The sequence below is a fragment of the Ruegeria atlantica genome (assembly GCF_013032455.1).
GTDB lineage: Bacteria > Pseudomonadota > Alphaproteobacteria > Rhodobacterales > Rhodobacteraceae > Ruegeria > Ruegeria atlantica_B.
Genome location: NZ_WQCF01000001.1, coordinates 608,514 through 625,837, shown reverse-complemented (window position 1 = coordinate 625,837; position 17,324 = coordinate 608,514). Strand labels below are relative to the sequence as shown.

20 protein-coding genes and 1 tRNA gene are annotated in these 17,324 nt (G+C 56.0%); 15 read left to right on the top strand and 6 right to left on the bottom strand.

The window, feature by feature from the left end; translation table 11 throughout:
• Positions 1-66 precede the first annotated feature (66 nt).
• The gene (locus GOW93_RS03090) at positions 67-1,086 is read right to left on the bottom strand and encodes a helix-turn-helix domain-containing protein (RefSeq protein ID WP_170381587.1); all 1,020 of its coding nucleotides are present in this window, start codon (positions 1,084-1,086) and stop codon (positions 67-69) included.
• A gap of 300 nt (positions 1,087-1,386) precedes the next feature.
• On the opposite strand from GOW93_RS03090, the gene GOW93_RS03085 reads away from it, so the two are divergent.
• The 6 genes from GOW93_RS03085 to ribD all read left to right on the top strand — a co-directional run bounded on the left by GOW93_RS03085 (position 1,387) and on the right by ribD (position 4,997).
• A complete protein-coding gene (locus tag GOW93_RS03085; RefSeq protein WP_254443436.1) occupies positions 1,387-1,848 on the top strand; it encodes a thiol-disulfide oxidoreductase DCC family protein in 462 nt (153 codons plus the stop codon).
• Positions 1,849-2,397 carry a DUF4166 domain-containing protein gene (locus tag GOW93_RS03080; RefSeq protein ID WP_170381586.1) on the top strand — a complete coding sequence of 183 codons (549 nt, stop codon included), beginning with the start codon at positions 1,849-1,851 and terminating at the stop codon, positions 2,395-2,397.
• 90 nt (positions 2,398-2,487) lie between these two features.
• Positions 2,488-2,877, top strand: a complete 390-nt coding sequence (locus tag GOW93_RS03075) for a hypothetical protein (protein ID WP_254443435.1) — start codon at positions 2,488-2,490, stop codon at positions 2,875-2,877.
• Between the two features lie 18 nt (positions 2,878-2,895).
• Complete coding sequence (locus GOW93_RS03070) at positions 2,896-3,309, top strand: secondary thiamine-phosphate synthase enzyme YjbQ (RefSeq protein WP_170381584.1); 414 nt, start codon at positions 2,896-2,898, stop codon at positions 3,307-3,309.
• Between the two features lie 120 nt (positions 3,310-3,429).
• The gene (gene nrdR / locus GOW93_RS03065) at positions 3,430-3,900 is read left to right on the top strand and encodes a transcriptional regulator NrdR (protein WP_037307671.1); all 471 of its coding nucleotides are present in this window, start codon (positions 3,430-3,432) and stop codon (positions 3,898-3,900) included.
• On the top strand, positions 3,897-4,997 hold the full coding sequence (gene ribD, locus GOW93_RS03060) for a bifunctional diaminohydroxyphosphoribosylaminopyrimidine deaminase/5-amino-6-(5-phosphoribosylamino)uracil reductase RibD (protein ID WP_170381583.1): 1,101 nt from the start codon (positions 3,897-3,899) through the stop codon (positions 4,995-4,997). Before nrdR ends, ribD begins: the two co-directional genes overlap by 4 nt.
• Here the strand turns inward: ribD and GOW93_RS03055 are convergent.
• The 3 genes from GOW93_RS03055 to GOW93_RS03045 form a co-directional block, all read right to left on the bottom strand.
• A complete protein-coding gene (locus GOW93_RS03055; RefSeq protein WP_170381582.1) occupies positions 4,994-6,991 on the bottom strand; it encodes a capsular polysaccharide biosynthesis protein in 1,998 nt (665 codons plus the stop codon). The two genes, ribD and GOW93_RS03055, sit on opposite strands and share 4 nt — an antisense overlap.
• Positions 6,991-8,121, bottom strand: a complete 1,131-nt coding sequence (locus GOW93_RS03050) for a polysaccharide biosynthesis/export family protein (protein ID WP_368039629.1) — start codon at positions 8,119-8,121, stop codon at positions 6,991-6,993. Before GOW93_RS03050 ends, GOW93_RS03055 begins: the two co-directional genes overlap by 1 nt.
• Positions 8,122-8,217: 96 nt before the next feature.
• The gene (locus tag GOW93_RS03045) at positions 8,218-9,516 is read right to left on the bottom strand and encodes a capsule biosynthesis protein (RefSeq protein WP_170381581.1); all 1,299 of its coding nucleotides are present in this window, start codon (positions 9,514-9,516) and stop codon (positions 8,218-8,220) included.
• Positions 9,517-9,654: 138 nt separating this feature from the next.
• Here GOW93_RS03045 and GOW93_RS03040 point away from each other — a divergent pair, with 138 nt between their 5' ends.
• From GOW93_RS03040 to GOW93_RS03015, 6 genes are all read left to right on the top strand, one after another.
• The gene (locus GOW93_RS03040) at positions 9,655-10,242 is read left to right on the top strand and encodes a riboflavin synthase (RefSeq protein WP_170381580.1); all 588 of its coding nucleotides are present in this window, start codon (positions 9,655-9,657) and stop codon (positions 10,240-10,242) included.
• 439 nt (positions 10,243-10,681) lie between these two features.
• Positions 10,682-11,803 (top strand): 3,4-dihydroxy-2-butanone-4-phosphate synthase, encoded by a 1,122-nt coding sequence (gene ribB / locus GOW93_RS03035; RefSeq protein WP_170381579.1) that lies wholly within the window; start codon positions 10,682-10,684, stop codon positions 11,801-11,803.
• 2 nt (positions 11,804-11,805) lie between these two features.
• Positions 11,806-12,357 carry a 6,7-dimethyl-8-ribityllumazine synthase gene (locus GOW93_RS03030; protein WP_170381578.1) on the top strand — a complete coding sequence of 184 codons (552 nt, stop codon included), beginning with the start codon at positions 11,806-11,808 and terminating at the stop codon, positions 12,355-12,357.
• Positions 12,354-12,836, top strand: coding sequence for a transcription antitermination factor NusB (nusB, locus tag GOW93_RS03025; RefSeq protein ID WP_170381577.1), 483 nt, complete (start codon positions 12,354-12,356; stop codon positions 12,834-12,836). The genes GOW93_RS03030 and nusB overlap by 4 nt, the downstream gene beginning before the upstream one ends.
• A 58-nt stretch (positions 12,837-12,894) precedes the next feature.
• Positions 12,895-13,191, top strand: coding sequence for a hypothetical protein (locus GOW93_RS03020; RefSeq protein WP_170381576.1), 297 nt, complete (start codon positions 12,895-12,897; stop codon positions 13,189-13,191).
• Positions 13,192-13,338: 147 nt separating this feature from the next.
• Positions 13,339-14,724: a PIG-L family deacetylase gene (locus GOW93_RS03015; protein WP_170381575.1), complete on the top strand. Its 1,386-nt coding sequence runs from the start codon at positions 13,339-13,341 to the stop codon at positions 14,722-14,724.
• 214 nt (positions 14,725-14,938) lie between these two features.
• Here GOW93_RS03015 and GOW93_RS03010 read toward each other — a convergent pair whose 3' ends face one another.
• The gene (locus tag GOW93_RS03010; RefSeq protein ID WP_217354774.1) at positions 14,939-15,991 is read right to left on the bottom strand and encodes a hypothetical protein; all 1,053 of its coding nucleotides are present in this window, start codon (positions 15,989-15,991) and stop codon (positions 14,939-14,941) included.
• 9 nt (positions 15,992-16,000) lie between these two features.
• Between GOW93_RS03010 and GOW93_RS03005 the strand changes: the two genes are divergently transcribed.
• Positions 16,001-16,432, top strand: coding sequence for an MmcB family DNA repair protein (locus GOW93_RS03005; protein WP_170381573.1), 432 nt, complete (start codon positions 16,001-16,003; stop codon positions 16,430-16,432).
• 4 nt (positions 16,433-16,436) lie between these two features.
• Here the strand turns inward: GOW93_RS03005 and GOW93_RS03000 are convergent, their stop codons facing one another.
• Positions 16,437-16,625: a DUF6324 family protein gene (locus tag GOW93_RS03000; RefSeq protein ID WP_170381572.1), complete on the bottom strand. Its 189-nt coding sequence runs from the start codon at positions 16,623-16,625 to the stop codon at positions 16,437-16,439.
• Between the two features lie 77 nt (positions 16,626-16,702).
• Between GOW93_RS03000 and GOW93_RS02995 the strand changes: the two genes are divergently transcribed.
• Both GOW93_RS02995 and GOW93_RS02990 read left to right on the top strand, forming a co-directional pair.
• A complete protein-coding gene (locus GOW93_RS02995; protein ID WP_170381571.1) occupies positions 16,703-17,185 on the top strand; it encodes a GNAT family N-acetyltransferase in 483 nt (160 codons plus the stop codon).
• 47 nt (positions 17,186-17,232) lie between these two features.
• Positions 17,233-17,309 (top strand) — tRNA-His (locus GOW93_RS02990).
• Positions 17,310-17,324 lie beyond the last annotated feature (15 nt).

Below are 17,324 nucleotides of genomic sequence, written 5' to 3'. Positions count from 1 at the left end.
CTTAGTGTCCACTCATGGGACAGGCCGGGGCGAGGCCATGCCGCCGATGACCCCCGGCCACCCAGTTCAGGGGTCATCCGAGAAATCCAAACGACTGCGAAAAGTGCTGGGGGCCTGACCGGTCCAACGCTTGAAGGCCGTGGAAAAGGCGGGCTGGTCGGCATAGCCCAGCGAATAGGCGATCTCGGATAGGGGCATGCCGTTGGTGATGAAAGTCTGTGCCAGATCGCACCTAAGATCGTCGACAATGTCGCGGTAGCTCGTGCCCTCGTCTTTGAGACGCCGGGCAAAGGTACGGGGGCTCAATCCCAGATTGGCGGCAGCTTCGTCGGCATGAACAACCGTACCGGGCAAAGACTGCGTGATCAGACCTTCGACCTGAGCGCGCAGCTTTTGCTTGGGCGAGCGTCGCTCGGCCAGAACACGTTCTCCGTATTCCAAAAGGTGTTCACGCAGGTTCGAGTCATAGGTCGGAACCGGTAAATTCAGCGAGGAAACAGAAAGCACGATCTCCAGCTTTTCCGCGCCGAATACAATCGGGAACCCTGCAAGCTTCTGAAATTTTTTTCTGTTTTCGCCAACTTCATGCTGAAATCGCATCTCAATCGGATAAAAGTTCGACTGCGTTAAGGCGCGCATGCGGGCGAGCCCTGCAAACATCAGAAACTCTGTTCGCCGATGGTAACGCGCATAGCTGGCATCCTTCCACTCGGCCTCGATAGTGGCGAAATTTCCGGCAAGTCGCAGCGTGAATGCGATGGCCGGGTCGATGATCCGGTGAAAGTAAGAGGTGTTCTCGAGGACCTGCCGCAGGTCGCGCGAGTATTTACTGATATATGCGGTCAGGCTGGAGGTTGATGAAAACTGCAAGCCGGTTTGTGCGGCAAAGGTAATATCCCCTACAGTATCACAGGCGTAACGTACGAATAGGGCTTCCTGATGCGCACTGCATGTCGTGGCCGGCGGGGCGATGGCATCGCGGGTCAGGTCGCATTTTCGTAAGATGCGATCAGATGTCTTGGAACAATTGGTGTGTTGATCAAGCGCTTTGGTCAATAGCTGGATGCGGGCGATATCAACTTCCATGGATTTCTCCACTATATTTTAAACGATCTCCGCAATCTTGCGGTCGGTTGGACGATGTCAGGTCAATGAACTGTCTGGAATTCGAATGGTTCTGGCGAATGAAAACAAGACCTAAAGGCTGATATATTTTACTTTCCGGTCATCGTCGGGTCAGGACCTTTTAGGGGATAAGGTCAGAGCCCTGGTAAAAAAACCAATCAAACCGGTGGCTCCCCGGCGCATTTGAATTCGCTTTAGGCTGATCCAAGACGGCCTCTTGTCGCATTGCAGCGCAAGGGGCTGAGTGGAAGGGTTGGTTTGATGGATTTGTCTGACGAACCCCTTATGCAAAATCTTACCCTAGCCGAACTGGCGGCTTCTCAGGATATTATAGTTTTTGATGGGAACTGTGTTTTGTGTTCGGGCTTCTTCCAGTTCATGGTCGCACGGGACAAATCGCAGCGCTTTAAGTTCGCAACTGCGCAATCGCCGTTGGGGCAGCGGTTCTATCGGGATCTTGGCCTGCCAACGAATGATTTTGAAACCAATCTGGTCACAGTGAACGGTGTGGTCCATCAACGCTTGGATGCGTTTTCTGCTGCTATGAAGGCATTGCCCGGGATATGGCCGATTTTGTCTGTGTGCCGGTTTCTTCCGGGATGGGTGAAGGATCCACTGTATAACGCCATAGCGCGGAACAGGTACAAAGTCTTCGGTCGTTCCCGAACCTGTTTGATTCCGGACTTGGCCTTAAAGTCAAGGTTTTTGCCTGAGGGATATTGAGTGAAACCCGACCCCTTTCTTCAATCTCTGTCAGCCGGCGCAGACGTGCCGAAGGCCTTGCGTCAATTGCACGGTCAGCCCGGCCATTATGCTGGGCGATGCAGTATTGTCAGGGGGCAAGGGAGGTTGATTTCGCGCGTCTTGCAGTTTGGAGGGTTTCCGCCCGAGGCAGACGACATTCCGGTAAAGTTAAAAATAGATCGATCCGGTGAGGTGTGGCAGTGGGTGCGGGATTTTGACGGCCACTCCACCGTATCCCGGTTGACGTTTGATCACGGCGTCGAATGTGTTCGTGAACGGATGGGCGCCTTGACCCTTTGGCTGACGCCAGAATTCAACGAAGGGCGCCTGTTGATCCATATCCAGCGGCTGAGCGTTTTCGGGCTTCGTTGCCCCGCCTTTTTGCTACCGCGTTCGTCGACGGTAGAATGGCAAGGAGAAACAGGGCATTTTTGTTTTGATGTATCGGCCGAGATGCCAGGGTTGGGGCCATTGATCCGGTACCGCGGTTGGCTTGCACCCGTTCACGCGCAGCCGCGCCGTGACTGAATTCATCGTGAACCGGATTTACCGGGATTCAAGGTAAACTAGATCAATACCTACCTCGAAACAGGAAAGAGTATGATTATGAAACAGGTTATGACATACGCAGTTTTTGCCGCCCTTTTACTGAGCACTCCGGTCTCGGCGTTTAATGCACGCTTGGGGTTTCAGACCGCAGCACTGAGCAATTCGTCCTTTGAAGTGATCCCCAGAGGGCGCACTGATGTGGATGGGTATTGGTGTGCTGCCGCTGATTTTGCCCGGAGGACTTTGGGCGCTGGTTGGCAGCAACGCATCTACGTGCAACGCGGCTATGGCCCCAGCGAGGCGACCGGCCGTAGAACGGCAGTACAGTTTTCCTTAGCAGCTCCAGACGGGGTTCCACAGCAGTCCAGCGGAGTGTTTTCTTCTGGCTTCCAACCGGGTTACAGTATGTCTGTGCAGGCCGCCAATGCCCGGTGCAATTTTCGACCCTTTGTGGACTGAGCGCTAGTGAATCTATAAATGCAGACCGAATTCGCAATTTCGACGCAGGGGCCGGGCCTTTACGAATTCACCTTGGATCTGCGGCATTGGCTAAACTCGGTCGACCGCGATGGTGTGCTGACGCTATTTGTTCGGCACACGTCGTGTTCGCTGCTTATTCAGGAAAACGCCGACCCCGAAGTGCAAACGGACCTGCATGCCTTTTTTGATCGGCTGGTCCCGCCTTCGGACCATCCTGCCATGGCGTATCTGCGGCACACCTATGAAGGCCCGGACGATATGCCGGCTCATATCAAGGCCGCGCTTATGCCGGTTTCGCTGTCTATTCCCGTTGCCTTGGGGCGGCCTGTTCTGGGGACGTGGCAGGGCGTTTATCTGTTTGAACACCGAACTGCGCCGCATCTCCGAAAGGTCGCGGCGCATTTTGCGTGACCCCTTTATATTGCGGTGAAAAATTCCGACTACCCAAATCCTAGCGGCTGCCCTATAGTTGTGGATAAGTAAGCCATAGCGCTTACAAAAGAGGCCGAACCAGGGACGAGGAGACGGCGGATGCGCTGCCCGTTTTGCGGAAATATTGACACTCAGGTGAAAGATTCACGCCCGGCAGAGGATCACGTCGCGATCCGCAGGCGCAGGTTCTGCCCCGCTTGTGGAGGGCGATTTACTACGTACGAGCGCGTGCAACTGCGCGATCTGGTGGTAATTAAAACCAACGGAAAACGCGAAGATTTCGATCGGGACAAGTTGGAGCGCTCCATCCGTATCTCAATGCAAAAACGCCCTATAGATCCGGAACGTATCGACCAGATGATTTCCGGCATTGTCCGGCGTCTGGAAAGCATGGGTGAGACCGATATTCCGTCCAGCAAGATCGGTGAGATCGTTATGGAAGCTCTGGCGCGGATCGACACCGTGGCCTATGTTCGCTTTGCGAGTGTGTACAAGAATTTCCAGGCGGCCGATGATTTCGAGGAGTTTGTCCACGAACTGCGACCGCCGCAGCCTTCGACGGACGAGTGAGCGAAACAGATAAGCGATATATGGCGCTGGCCTTGTCTTTGGGGCAGCGCGGTCAGGGTACGTGTTGGCCCAACCCGGCTGTCGGGTGCGTGATTGTACGTGAAGGACGGATCGTCGGACGTGGCTGGACCCAACCTGGTGGCCGCCCGCACGGTGAAACACAGGCGCTAGCGCAGGCCGGAGGGGCCGCGCGTGGGGCTACAGCTTATGTCTCGTTGGAACCTTGTTCCCATCACGGCCAAACCCCTCCCTGCGCCGAGGCTCTGATCAAGGCGGGTGTTTCCCGTGTAGTCTCTGCAATTGAAGACAGCGATCCGCGTGTGGCGGGTCAGGGCTTTGCCATGCTTCGTGAGGCAGGGATTGAGGTCACCACAGGAGTTCTGGCTGAGCAAGCCGCGCGCGATCACGCAGGTTTCTTTCTGAAAACCGAACAGGGGCGGCCTTTTGTGACGCTTAAGCTGGCCAGCAGTTTCGACGGGCGGATTGCCACGTCCAGCGGTCACAGCCAGTGGATCACCGGGCCAAAGGCACGGCGCGCTGTGCACGCCATGCGGGCACGCCATGATGCAGTGATTGTTGGCGCGGGTACTGCGCGGGCCGATGATCCGTCGCTGACGGTTCGTGATCTGGGGATCGAGGCGCAACCGGTTCGAGTTGTCGTCTCGCGCCATCTGGATATTCCCCTGATGGGCCAATTGGCGCGGACTGCGTCTGAAATACCGGTTTGGCTATGCCATGGACCGTCCCCGGATGCCGAACGCGCCCGCGCGTGGGAAGGTTTGGGTGCCCGCCTGATTTCCTGTGCCCTGCAAGAGCACCACATAGATGCCTCTGACCTGTTGCAGCAATTGGGGCAGGCCGGTCTGACTCGGGTATTCTGTGAGGGTGGATCGGCATTAGCAGCATCCTTGCTGGCCGATGATCTAGTGGATGAGCTGGTGGGTTTTAGCGCAGGTCTGACGATCGGGGCCGAGGGGCTGCCTGCAATTGGGTCACTGGGCTTAGATAAGCTGGACGACGCACCTCGGTTTGAACTGATCGGAACTCGGGCCATCGGGCCAGACGTGCTACATCGTTGGACACGGGCGCTTGGTTAGCGCCGCCACAGATGTGCATGCGTAGCAAATGCGCCTTGCAGTTTTGAAAGCAGGCGCAGCGCGGAACTGCCTTTGTGAAGATTGCCTTCAGACAGGCGCTGCACGGCTACCTCGACGGGGCAGGGTTGGCCCGTGACCGGATCCAGGTAGCGCGGATAGTCAATCAGGGCGGCATGTACCAACCCCAGTAGCGAGGGCTGTGCGCCCCGCCGCGCAGGCACAGTCCCCAGATCGGTCGTCAGCCCCCATCCTGCATAAAACGGAGCACCCAGCGTTGTGATGCGCACCCCGCGCAACAGAGCCTCGAACCCGAGCAATGAGGTCATGGTCCAGACCTCTTGCACCTGAGACAACAGTGCTGATGGATCAGCGTGGTGGGCGATGACGTCGGCAAGGGTTTCGTCGTGCAGCATCCCTTTCCGCAGTCCGGCCTCGACATCTGGGTGGGGTTTGTAAATCAGTATCGCATTTGGATTGGCTTTTCGTACGGTGCGCAGCAGATCGGTATTGGTGCGCACCGTCGTCGTACCAAGCAGGATCGAGGCGTCGTCCTCGACCTGCCCCGGAACCAAGATGCGATGCCCTTCAGGCAGTTCCGGTGCGTTTTCCCCAATGTTGTATTTGCTGAGCTGAGCCGAGACGATTTGCGTCATCAGCCGCTCGGCCCGTAATTCCTGATCCGGGCGCAGGGTTTCCCGAGCAGCGATCAGCTCCTCTAACCGGCTTGGGTGCGTCGGGTCGTAGTAGATGCCCAGATCGTCTGTCGCCAGTGAGAGCGGTGGAACCAGATTGGCACCAAGACCTCGGGATCTTAGAAAACCGTCTTCGATCCTGACCGCATTTTCAGCTCCGCGGGTCTGGCTGGCCCAGACCATATGGGGATGGTCGGATTCCTCTGGAGGGCCATCAGTAAACCGAATTTTCTTTTCTCGCCCAAACATCTGCTGCAGGTGTTTGCGTTTCCACAGCCGCATACCGGACGCGGTCCACCCCTTGCGATCCTGACGCCATGCGCGCGTCTGTGCCTCTAGCGTGTCGAGAACGGTTTCCAATTCGCACAATTGGTTCCGGTAGGGATCGTACCACGTGGGGTAGAGGATCATTGCCGCCGCAAACAACTGGGCGCGTGTCAGGCTGCGCTGACGGCGTGGAAAGTAATTTTCATCCTGGGTCAGGCCCCAGCCGGCATAGAAGGGTTGGCCAAAAACACGAGGCTTGTGTCCAGCCATGATGGCTTCGAACCCCATTTGTGAGGACAGGGTGTAAACACCTACTGCGCCTTCCAGCAATGTCCACGGGCTGATTTGGGCGCGCAGTAACGAGACCCTGTCAGTCTCATCCTGCTCTGAGAAATACCCACTGCGGTGCCCCGCAAGAGTTTCAGGGTGCGCCTTGATCAGAACGCGGGCACCGGGGTTTTCTTCTTGCGCCATGACCAGCATTTCGCGAAACCGGGCGTCGTCCCCTGCGCTGGCGGTGACTGCAGCGTCGCCCCGGGCCTGATCGACCACCAGCACATAACCGGGATCCGGAGGCGGCAAGGTGGGATCGATGGCAGAGTATTTGCTGAGGTGTAATTCACGCATCCTTTCGGCCCCGTGCCGGGCGCGGTTCAGTAATGCAGTATCGTCCAAGGGATGTGTTGCCAGCAGGGTTTCAAGGTCAGACGGCTGTGTCGGATCGAAATGAACGCCAGACTGGTCGAGTAAAAGACCCAAAGCGGGTTCGCCCGTGCGCCCTGGGTGCAAGGAGCGCAGAAAGGCGTCTTCGACCCGCAAGATCGGAGCGTTGTACCGCGCGGCGATGGTCATCCCACGGTACGCCGTCGGGCTGTTTCCCCAAACACCAACGACATCGCCGTATTTCGGCAGGCCCAGGCGTATGTCATAGCCTTTTAAGTAGAGAATGCGCCGAAGACGGCGCTGTGTCAGAAAACCGCCGTTATAAATAAGCAACCGGGTACGCTGTGCCCCGGCTGTTGGCTCAACCTGCATTAACCGCCCGTCAGTGTAGCAACGTTTGCAAATGGCGTCAGACCACCAGCGATCAGTGAGATCGACTTGCTCCACTGTGCATACGGGGCTTCGGTTACAAAAATCGTGTCATCGTCTCGAATGACGAAATCTCGGGCGATAAACAGGCCGTTGGGTGCCGTCAGGTTCAGCAGGTATATCATGCGTTGATCCCCTTGCAGATCCGAGCGCCCCATGACGCTGCGGGCAATGTCCTGCCTTTCCTTACGCAGAACAAAGATACCGGTCGGGTCTGACGACAAGGATTGCAATCCACCCACTTGTGCCAAGGCCTCAAGCGCGGAAAGGTCTTGCGTATCGAATGCAACGCGCGACTGTCCGGTCGCGCCAAGCGCAATGTAGGACCGGCTGTCCGCTTCGACCAGAATGCGGTCCCCTCCACGCAGAGCAATGTCCAGCTTGGGGTCTTGATACAAATCGTCGTACCAAACTGTTCCGCGCTGATCGCCACGGATCAGCGTCACCAGCGCAATGTCGGAACCCGCGGCAACCCCACCAGCCTGCGACAGCATTCCCAGCAGTGTTCTGCTGGGCCGTTCTATCGGATATACGCCTGGCGCGCCAATCTCTCCAGACAAGGACACGGTCGATCCATTGCCGGCGGTGCGGCGCACTTCGACCTGAGGATCAGGCGTTTGTTCTTGAAGTTTGTCGGTAATCAATTGGCGCAATTGCTCGGGCGTGTTGCCCGCGGCGCGAATACGCCCGGCATAAGGGACAAAGATGAAACCTTCGCCATCGACCTGTATCTGTTCCAGGCTCGTGGCACCGCTCAACTCGCCGGACAACAGACCGTCATCCACGTTTTCCCAGATCGTCAGGCCAAGGATGTCGCCGGGGCGAACGGTGTCGGCCGCCAAGTTCGGTGCGGTTCGGAAGGCCGAGGAAAACCCGTATTCAGGAATGGCCGAGGTGGCTTTCGTGACGCGATCATCAACCTCGACCACGAAAGCATTGCCGCCTTGCGTGGTTGAACCCGATAGGATTTCACTCTTGTTGGGGCCTGATTTAGGCAGTTGGCAAGCAGCCATCAGCCCCATTGCCGCCACAAGAGAGATCCCCCGGATCCATCGGATTGGAAAACGCTTCACTGCCGGTTATCCTCAGTCGTCATTTATACTTGTTGTTTTTTGTTTGGCGCAGGCTACTCGGTTCGTCCGACAACTTCTAGCGCCAACAGGTTTGAATTACTCAACTACCCTTAACTGTGGCGTCCACGCCTCGTTGTGGTTCAGGACAGATTGATAGGGGTCTTCGGCGTCCAACATCATGTCGGCCACACCTCGCAGCAATTGTCGGCGGCCCCGGCGGGAGTAGAAGCCTCCGGGTATCTGGCTCGTTTTCAGCAGAAATTGTCGGTAATTTTGATAGGCATTCTGATCCGGAGGCATCGGTGCCGCAAAGAACGAAGGCAGTGGCTGCTGCGACACGAATTCGGGCTTGTCATAGACAGACCTGCCAAAAATCCGCAGCGGGATACCGCGCCACAATACCTGCTGCCCGGCGGTGGAGTTGATCGTGACAGCCGAGCTTGCCTCGTCCAGCAATCTGGCAAGCTTTCCTCCGGGGACGTAGTGGACCCGATCAGCAATGCCGTGCGTCTTGGCAATCTGATGTACACGACGGCGCAGGGGTTCTCGGTGGTTTTCAAGTGGATGCTCTTTAACCACCAACCGGTGATGCGATGGGGCCCCCTCGACGAATCCTTTAGTCACGTCATCCAGAAAATCGGACATACAGGAATAATCTGAATGGGCCTGAACCGAGCTGTCATGCCCAAGTTGCAGCAATACCAGATGATAGGGGTATCCCCCCCATCTCACGCGTGCCGTGGCCCAGTGGCGTTGGATTCTGTGCAGCGGCATCAGCAGCAAACGTTTGAAATATAGCCGAAACTCCTTTGACACTGGTAGGTCGCGGTGCCGTCGGAAATTTCGATAGCGCTGGTTCAGAAACAGCACGAACCAATGATAGAGCGCACCGTAGAAGATGTGCTGCCGCATATCCCCCCAATGTGACGGTGGGGGCGGGGATTGCGCAGTGGTATGATCCAGCGCGTGCCGCATCTGTTTTACGCTCAACGTCATCAGGCGAGAGTTTCCGTTCGAACCGAACCGTTCATACGTAACCCACCAGGGGCGCAGATAGCCTTCTTCGAATACATGGACGATAACGCCCATTTTTCGGGCCAGTTCTATTGCCTTGGCGTGAACCGGGCGGGTGTCGCCGTACAATACGATGTCGGTAATGCCCCGGCTGTCGATTAGGTTGGACAGCGTTTCCGGCCACCGCTCAAGCGTGTCGAGAAACGGGATGTACGAGGATTTGTCGAACCAGAACGCCTGATCACCGGCGTTGAACCCAACGCGCCATACCTCGGCCCCCGCATTCCGTAGCATACGGCCGAGCCCGTTGAAGAACGGGCCATGTGGTCCTTGAAGAAAGAGAAAAACGCGGCGGTTTGGCCCTTTGGTCGAGGGTGACATTAGTACTGCCCTTGTCCTTCGTTGATCATTTAATGCCTGTTTTGGTCCTAGTCGACAAGGTGGGTCTTGCTCGTTACGTCGCTTAGGATTACCTCGGGTTGGAGCACTGGGCCAAGTTAAGAACTAAGGGTTAACGGAATGTTTACAGGGATCGTCACCGATATCGGCACTGTCACCGAGCTGGACCAGCAAGGCGATCTGCGGGCCCGGATCAAAACAGCGTATGACACAACGGGTATTGATATTGGCGCCTCGATCGCCAGCGATGGTGTCTGCCTGACCGTGATCGCACTGGGCGATGACTGGTACGACGTGCAAATCAGCGCTGAAACGGTGTCGAAAACCAACCTGGATAGTTGGACCGTCGGTAACCGCGTAAATCTGGAGCGCGCTCTGAAGGTCGGAGATGAGTTGGGCGGGCATATCGTCTCGGGTCACGTCGATGGAGTGGCTGAGGTGGTTGCGATTCAGGACGAAGGTGACAGCACCCGTGTCACACTGCGCGCGCCTAAGGAGTTGGCCCGATTTATCGCTCCAAAAGGCTCGGTCGCGCTGAATGGTACCTCGCTGACTGTCAACGATGTGGACGAATGCGACTTTGGCATCAACTTCATCCCGCATACCAAAGAGGTGACGACCTGGGGAGACGTAACTGTCGGTGACCGTGTAAACCTTGAGATCGACACACTGGCCCGTTATGTCGCGCGCCTTGCCGAGATGTCCTGAAAACTAAGTGTTTGATCCAAATCGGGTGGTCAGCTTCTTGGCCAACCACCAGAAAATGGGACCAACTGGATCGCGGTATTGCCGTCTTTGGCACAGTGCTAAGCAAGGTGTGCGTAGCCCAATAGTTTTATGAGCGTGAACGCTGCGCATCGGTAAATCCGCAAGTCTTGAGTTATCCGCATCCGGCAACCTAGATGTTGAAGTAGGATATTCTATAGAAAGTACTGCTATAATTCTCAGCATAGGCAGGAATTACGGACTATCTGGTGCTCGGTATTAGCGCTGTTTGCCAGTATTGCGCGTGGTATGCGACTGTGTGGCCAACCATGAACTTCGGGAAGTGCATCAACTTCGGGCCGTTGCTGAGTGTTTGTGTACTGGTCTTTGCGCTTGGAGTGAGTTATCCCGCCGAAAGACTTGCTCTGTGAAAGGCTGCCTCATGAGCTTTGAAACCCCCGGACCCGTCGAAGCCCAGCTGCGCGACGCGATCAGCCCGATTGAAGACATCATCGAAGAAGCTCGTAAGGGCCGGATGTATATTCTGGTCGATCACGAGGATCGCGAGAATGAAGGTGATCTGGTGATAGCTGCTGAATTCGCTGATGCCGAGGCGATTAACTTTATGGCGACCCATGGGCGCGGGTTGATCTGCTTGCCTATGACTGCCGAACGAGTGGATGCGCTGGGCCTACCGATGATGGCAGTGAACAACTCTTCGCGCCACGAAACCGCCTTTACGGTTTCCATCGAGGCGCGCGAAGGTGTGTCCACTGGTATTTCGGCGGCTGATCGGGCTTTGACAGTGGCGACCGCTATCAACGAACAAAATACGATGGCACATATCGCCACCCCCGGCCACGTCTTCCCTCTGCGTGCTAAACGGGGTGGGGTGCTGGTGCGCGCGGGTCATACCGAGGCCGCCGTGGATATCTCTCGGCTCGCTGGGTTGAACCCTTCGGGCGTGATCTGCGAGATCATGAAGGCTGATGGCACCATGGCACGCCTGCCCGATCTGGTGGAATTCGCCAAAGAGCACAACATGAAGATCGGTACGATCAGTGACCTAATCTCGTACCGTTCGCGTAATGACAATCTGGTGGTCGAGACGTCGCGCGAGACCGTCACTTCGGAATATGGCGGTGAGTGGGAGATGCGCCTGTTCACTGACCAGACCCACGGCATCGAACATGTGGTTATGGTCAAGGGCGACATTACCACGCCCGAACCCGTGCTAACGCGTACCCATGCTTTGCACGAAGCGCCGGACATTCTGGGCTTGGGTCCAAAATCGCCACAGGAACTGCCCCGCGCGATGGAGAAGATTGCAGCAGAAGGTCGTGGTGTGGTCTGCCTGTTCCGCCAGCCCCGCAATTCGCTATACGCAGCCGAGGATGAAGGCCCCCGTACCATCAAGCAAACCGGTCTAGGTGCGCAGATCCTGTCTAAGATGGGCATTCAAGAACTGGTGTTGCTAACTGACTCACCGGAAACCGTGTATCTGGGGCTCGACGCCTTTGGCCTGTCCATCGTCGGAACCCGCTCGATTCTTAAGGAAGACTGATCGTGGCTGAACAAGACAAACATGGCGTTCTGCCGACGCCGACCTTTGATAAGCCGGTGAAACTGCTGCTCGTGGTGGCTCCTTTCTACCGCGCTATCGCGGACAATCTGGTTGCCGGTGCCAAGGCCGAGGTTGAGGCCGCAGGTGGTACTTGCGAAGTGGTCGAGGTGCCGGGTGCACTGGAGATTCCCACTGCCATCGCTATGGCCGACCGCCAGTGCAATTTCGACGGTTATGTCGCGCTGGGCTGCGTTATTCGCGGCGAGACTACGCATTATGAAACCGTCTGCAATGACTCAAGCCGGGCCATACAGCTGATGGGGCTGCAGGGGCTTCTTATCGGCAACGGCATCCTGACCGTCGAAAATGACGAGCAGGCCGAGGTTCGTGCGAACCCCGAAAAGATGAATAAAGGTGGCGGAGCAGCCGCTGCGGCCTTGCATCTGATCGCACTCAGCCGTAAGTGGGGCGCTTCTAAAAAGGGCGTTGGCTTCAAACCGCCGTCCGAGTCCATCCTTGTGGCGGGCGACAGCAACGGATCCACGACAGCATGACCCAGACAGACGCGCCAAAACCGGCCAACCAGAAACGCCTGATGAAATCCGCCGCACGCCTCTATGCCGTGCAGGCGCTGTTCCAGATGGAGCAGTCGGGTCAGACAACCGAACAGGTAGTGAACGAGTTTCTGGATCACCGTTTTGGTGCAGTCTATGAGGGCGATGAAATGCTGGACGGTGATATCACCGTTTTCCGCAAACTGGTCGAAGACGCGGTGAACTATCAGGCACCGATCGATCAGATGACTGATCGCGCGCTGGTGGCCAAATGGCCCATCGCGCGCATCGACCCAACGTTACGCGCCACCTTCCGCGCTGCTGGGGCTGAGCTGACGCAAAGCAACACGCCGCCCAAGGTTGTAATCACGGAATTTGTTGATGTGGCCCGCGCCTTCTTCCCAGAAGGTAAGGAGCCGAAATTCGTCAACGCTGTGCTGGATCACATGGCGCGCGAGGCCCAGCCCGAGGCGTTCTGACGCCTTTACCACGGCTTGATATGCGCTAGCCTGAAAGTCAGAGCGCAAGGAGGCCGTTATGCCGAAACTGATCCGTCTGTATATCACACAGGTTGCTTGGGGATTTGTAATCTCGGCGGTTTTCGTCGGGGTTTTGCTTGCGCTGAACGTTGCCAACCTGCGCAACTTGATCACCGGATCTGATATGGGCCTGATCGCGCTGCTCATGATCTGGTTTATGAACGGCATCGTCTTTGCCGGAGTTCAGTTTGCTTATGCGATTATGAGCATGGCAGACAAACCTCGGGGGCCGCGTCGCGGGACCCCGGTGGCTGTCAGTTTCAAACCTGCGACGGTCAAGGTTGAAGAAAACTAAAAACCTGCAGGGAACAAAAGGGCCAAGGCGTTAGCGCCGGGTGCCGTCCTGATTTGATCCTTGGTTATCTCAACCACTTGAATGTCGTCGCGCCTTACCCTCTGATGTCGGTCAAACAAAACGACCGGCACGGAAAGAGCAGTACCTTTGAACACTCCTACCTATGAAGAGGTCATCGCGTCTGACGCCTTTCGCAATGACCTTAATGACCTGAATCACGCCATCGCCGATAGCCTGATGCAGGCTGGTGAGCCCGTCGCAATCAATGGGAACGTTTGCTATGGCCATATGCAGCAGGACTTCCATTTGGGCGATCTGGAACCCGCGATGGAGCCAAAGCGGCGCGCGTTGTTTCAGATGGCGCAAGAAAGTTCGTGTTTTGCTGAATTGGGCGTCGCCGGGGGGCATGCGGCTTTGCTGGCCTTGCACTCCAACCCGTCCCTGACATTTGTCGGGATAGATCTGGGACAGCGGTTGCGACAATCCTGGCCGCCGGTGGATGTCTATGTACCGGTCGTTTTCAACTGGTTCGAAAACAGGTTTCCCACGCGCGTAAAGCTGTATCTGTCCGACGCTATCGACGGGTTGCGGCAAGCTGCGGTGGATCAGCCATTCGGGCCAATTGATCTGCTGCATCTGGATGCAATGAAAAACAACAGAATTGCCGAGCTTGAAGCCGCATGGCCGGGATTGGCAGAGCGGTGCTATCTTCTGCAAGGAGACAACAAAAACGGCCACGTTAAGGCCAGTTCTGAGAAGCTGATCGCAGAGGGGCGAGCACGCCGGGTGACCTCTTCGCGGTTTCAGGCCATTCAAAGCGCAAACTATGATGTCTTGGAAACGGGTCCGGGTGTTGCAGCGGGCAGGGTCAGCCTCGCCAGCCTAAAGGATGATCGAATTCTGCTCTGTGTGTGTCATCAGGACGATGAAACCTTGTTTTGCGGATCCACCCTTTCCCATTTGAAAGACCGCGCTGACGTGACGATTGCCAGTTTCTTCCGTCCGGCACCGAACCGCCGTGATACGGAAACTCGCGAGGCGGCGATGCAGAGCGTATGCGATGCGCTTGGTGCAAGCAGGATTCAGTTCCCCTTTGCGGTAGAGCGGGATCACCGCAGGTTGCGGCGCTTCATTGAAATGCCTTCTGCGTCAGAGGTTCATCCACCGGAAATACTGCGCCCTCTGAACCGGCACCCATTGTTCGAATTGCTTAGCGGGTCGGCCTTTGCACTAATGGAACAGATAAAGCCTTCGACAGTCATCACTCATAATCATGTCGGGGAATATGGGCATATCGAACATGTTTTACTGCACCATGCAGTGGCGCAGGCAGCCAAACGTTATGAACAAACGCGTGTGTTAAATTTTGGTGTTGGATTGCAGGAAGCTGATTTGGTGGTGCCTTCCCGGCCGGAACTAAAAAACAGACTGTACGACGAATACATGCCGCAATGGAATGGCCGTCGAATGTATGATTTTGCGCTGTCAGATGAGGCTTTCGTCGTACAGGATGTGTCTAACATCGAAAGCTGATGTGAAAATGTGGCGGGACCGCCAGTCAACCGTGCGGTGTGATTCCCGAGGACCTGTATGTACAGGTGGGCGCCAGGTAATCAGGCCAGGACCTGAACAGAGCCAGCCCCCTCGGAATTGCTTAAGGCCACCAGAATGCTACCAGTCACAAGAAGGGCAGAACCCGCCACGCGCTTAAGTAGGGCGTACAACGGCTTTTCGCAAGTGCTGGCGATCAAAACAGCATTTTAAAGCGTTCCGGAATTGGAAAAGTCCAAGATCTTCTGATGGTTGCGTGCCGCCATAGACCTTCGTCTTTGTCGAAGGCCCAAGTTTCCCGCAGTTTCTTGTGGATGTGCCGGAAAGACATATCCACGTCTCGCGGAGGACCAGCATCAACAAAGACTTTCAACTCGTTCGAGATTTGATCGAGAGTGCGATACCAACCTCTGCCCGCAACTCCATTTACCATTTGGGAATTTGCATTTGAGATCTGTTGCAACCGTTCCCGTTGACGCTCGATCAGCATGCCATGGTCTAAGTACTTGAGGTGGAACAGGAACAATTTGTCAGAAAGCTCGCGGTCAGGGTTGGACGAAAAATGCTGGCCCAAACTCCAGGTTACCGGTTTCCGAATTATGCAGGGCTTGCTGTAGAGCGTATTTATTCGCCCGAATGATCGCTGCTCAAGAACGCCACGAGAGGGATCGAAATCGTCCTCGAGGTCAATGCGATGTATCAGGTCTATGGCAAACGGTGCGATTACATCCGCGGTGGTCTCTTCCAATATGAATTGGATTGGGTCTTGGTCAAATTCGGGGTCAACGGTGATCACTTCATCTACGTCGCCCCCGATGACCACGTCATATCGCTGGGTCAATGAGCTGGCAAACGAGGAAAGAAATTCCCATCGTCTTTGATCCCACCCCGGGCTCGGGTCGTCTTGCGGCAGGACAATATGCGTGCATCCCTCAAGGTTGTCCGGTACTTCGCTGTCGGCACCATCAACAAGGATAAAAAGGTTACGACGCGGGACGAATTTTGAGTAATACTCGACCCAGAGCCTCAAAAAAAAGTTCTCGTTGCGAACCATAGTCCATATTGCGACATTATCGTGCAACAAATTCACTACCTTGTAGAGTGCCAGTTGCTTTTGGGATACTTCATGATGGCTTGTCCGTCCACTGGAGTGGAATGCTAGTTGGCATGTCTTTGATTGGCCTCCGTGCAAGCGTGAAATTGAAGGTTGAGCGATCGCCGCATTGCCTTTTGTTCTGCAATTGTTCACACTGAGTTCATGACACTAGAATTGCAACCCGGACAAAGGCTGGCGCGGGGCGTTTCCCGGCATTTTTCGACACACGGCTTTGTTTCAATTGAAGAATTTGTGCCAGCCCGAGGGTTGCGTGTCGATGTCATGGGGTTGGGGCCGAAGGGTGAGCTGTGGGTGGTTGAATGTAAGTCCAGCCGGGCGGATTATCAGGCGGATTCCAAGTGGCAGGGCTATCTTGAATGGTGCGACCGGTTTTTTTGGGCCGTCGATACCGATTTCCCGACCGATCTGTTGCCCGAACAAACTGGCCTGATCATAGCAGACGCTTACGATGCCGAAATCGTGCGGATGGCGCCGGAAGACAAGGTCGCTCCGGCACGGCGCAAGAAGATGATCCAGAAGTTTGCAACCGACGCTGCACGCCGTTTGCAGGTGCTGCGCGATCCCCGGCTATGAACGTTCAGCGCTTTACAGCACGGGCTGCTTGAGCCGCCGCGCGAATTTCGTCCGCGATTTCTTCGGCTTCTTCGGGGTCGAAATCCATCGGAATCTCGATGCCATCGGCTTCGATGAACAGCCGTATCATGCCTTGATCGGTGGGGCCGATCTGCAGGTTGGCCTGAATGTCGCGTTCGGTGTTGATGCCCATGTTCGCCTCCGGGACTGAGCGTTCGTGCTAGCGCGCAAAGGGTTGAGAATCAAGCTGCCTTTGCAGTCAATTGAGGTATGCAGGACGTTCAGATCAGACCTTTTCGCGCTACAGATGTACCTTGGCTGGTTGAGCAGCACGACAGGCTCTATGCCCAAGATGAAGGGTTTGATGCCTCGTTCGGTACTTTGGTTCAGGACATACTGAATGATTTTGTCGCCAGTCATGATCCGACGTGCGAGAGGGGCTGGATCGCGGAACGAAGTGGGAAACGTCTGGGCAGTATCTTCTGCGTCGCGCTGGATGAGCGAACCGCAAAGCTTCGGCTTTTTCTATTGGTGCCAGAGGCGCGGGGGCAGGGGTTGGGAAAAGGCATGCTGGACACGTGTATGGGCTTTGCGCGCGGCGTAGGGTTCGTTGAAATGCGGCTCTGGACTCATGAAAGCCATCGGGCAGCCTGCGCGCTTTATCGGCGCAATGGTTGGCAGTTGCTGGACAGCAAACCGGTGCATTCCTTTGGTGTCGATCTTGTCGAACAAAGCTGGAAAATTCGGCTTTAATCCTCTTGCATTCCTTGGGCACGTTCGGTACATCGCCCCTCACAAGTGCCGCCTTAGCTCAGTTGGTTAGAGCGCTGGATTGTGGATCCAGAGGTCCCCTGTTCAAGCCAGGGAGGCGGTACCATCCTTCTTATTCATC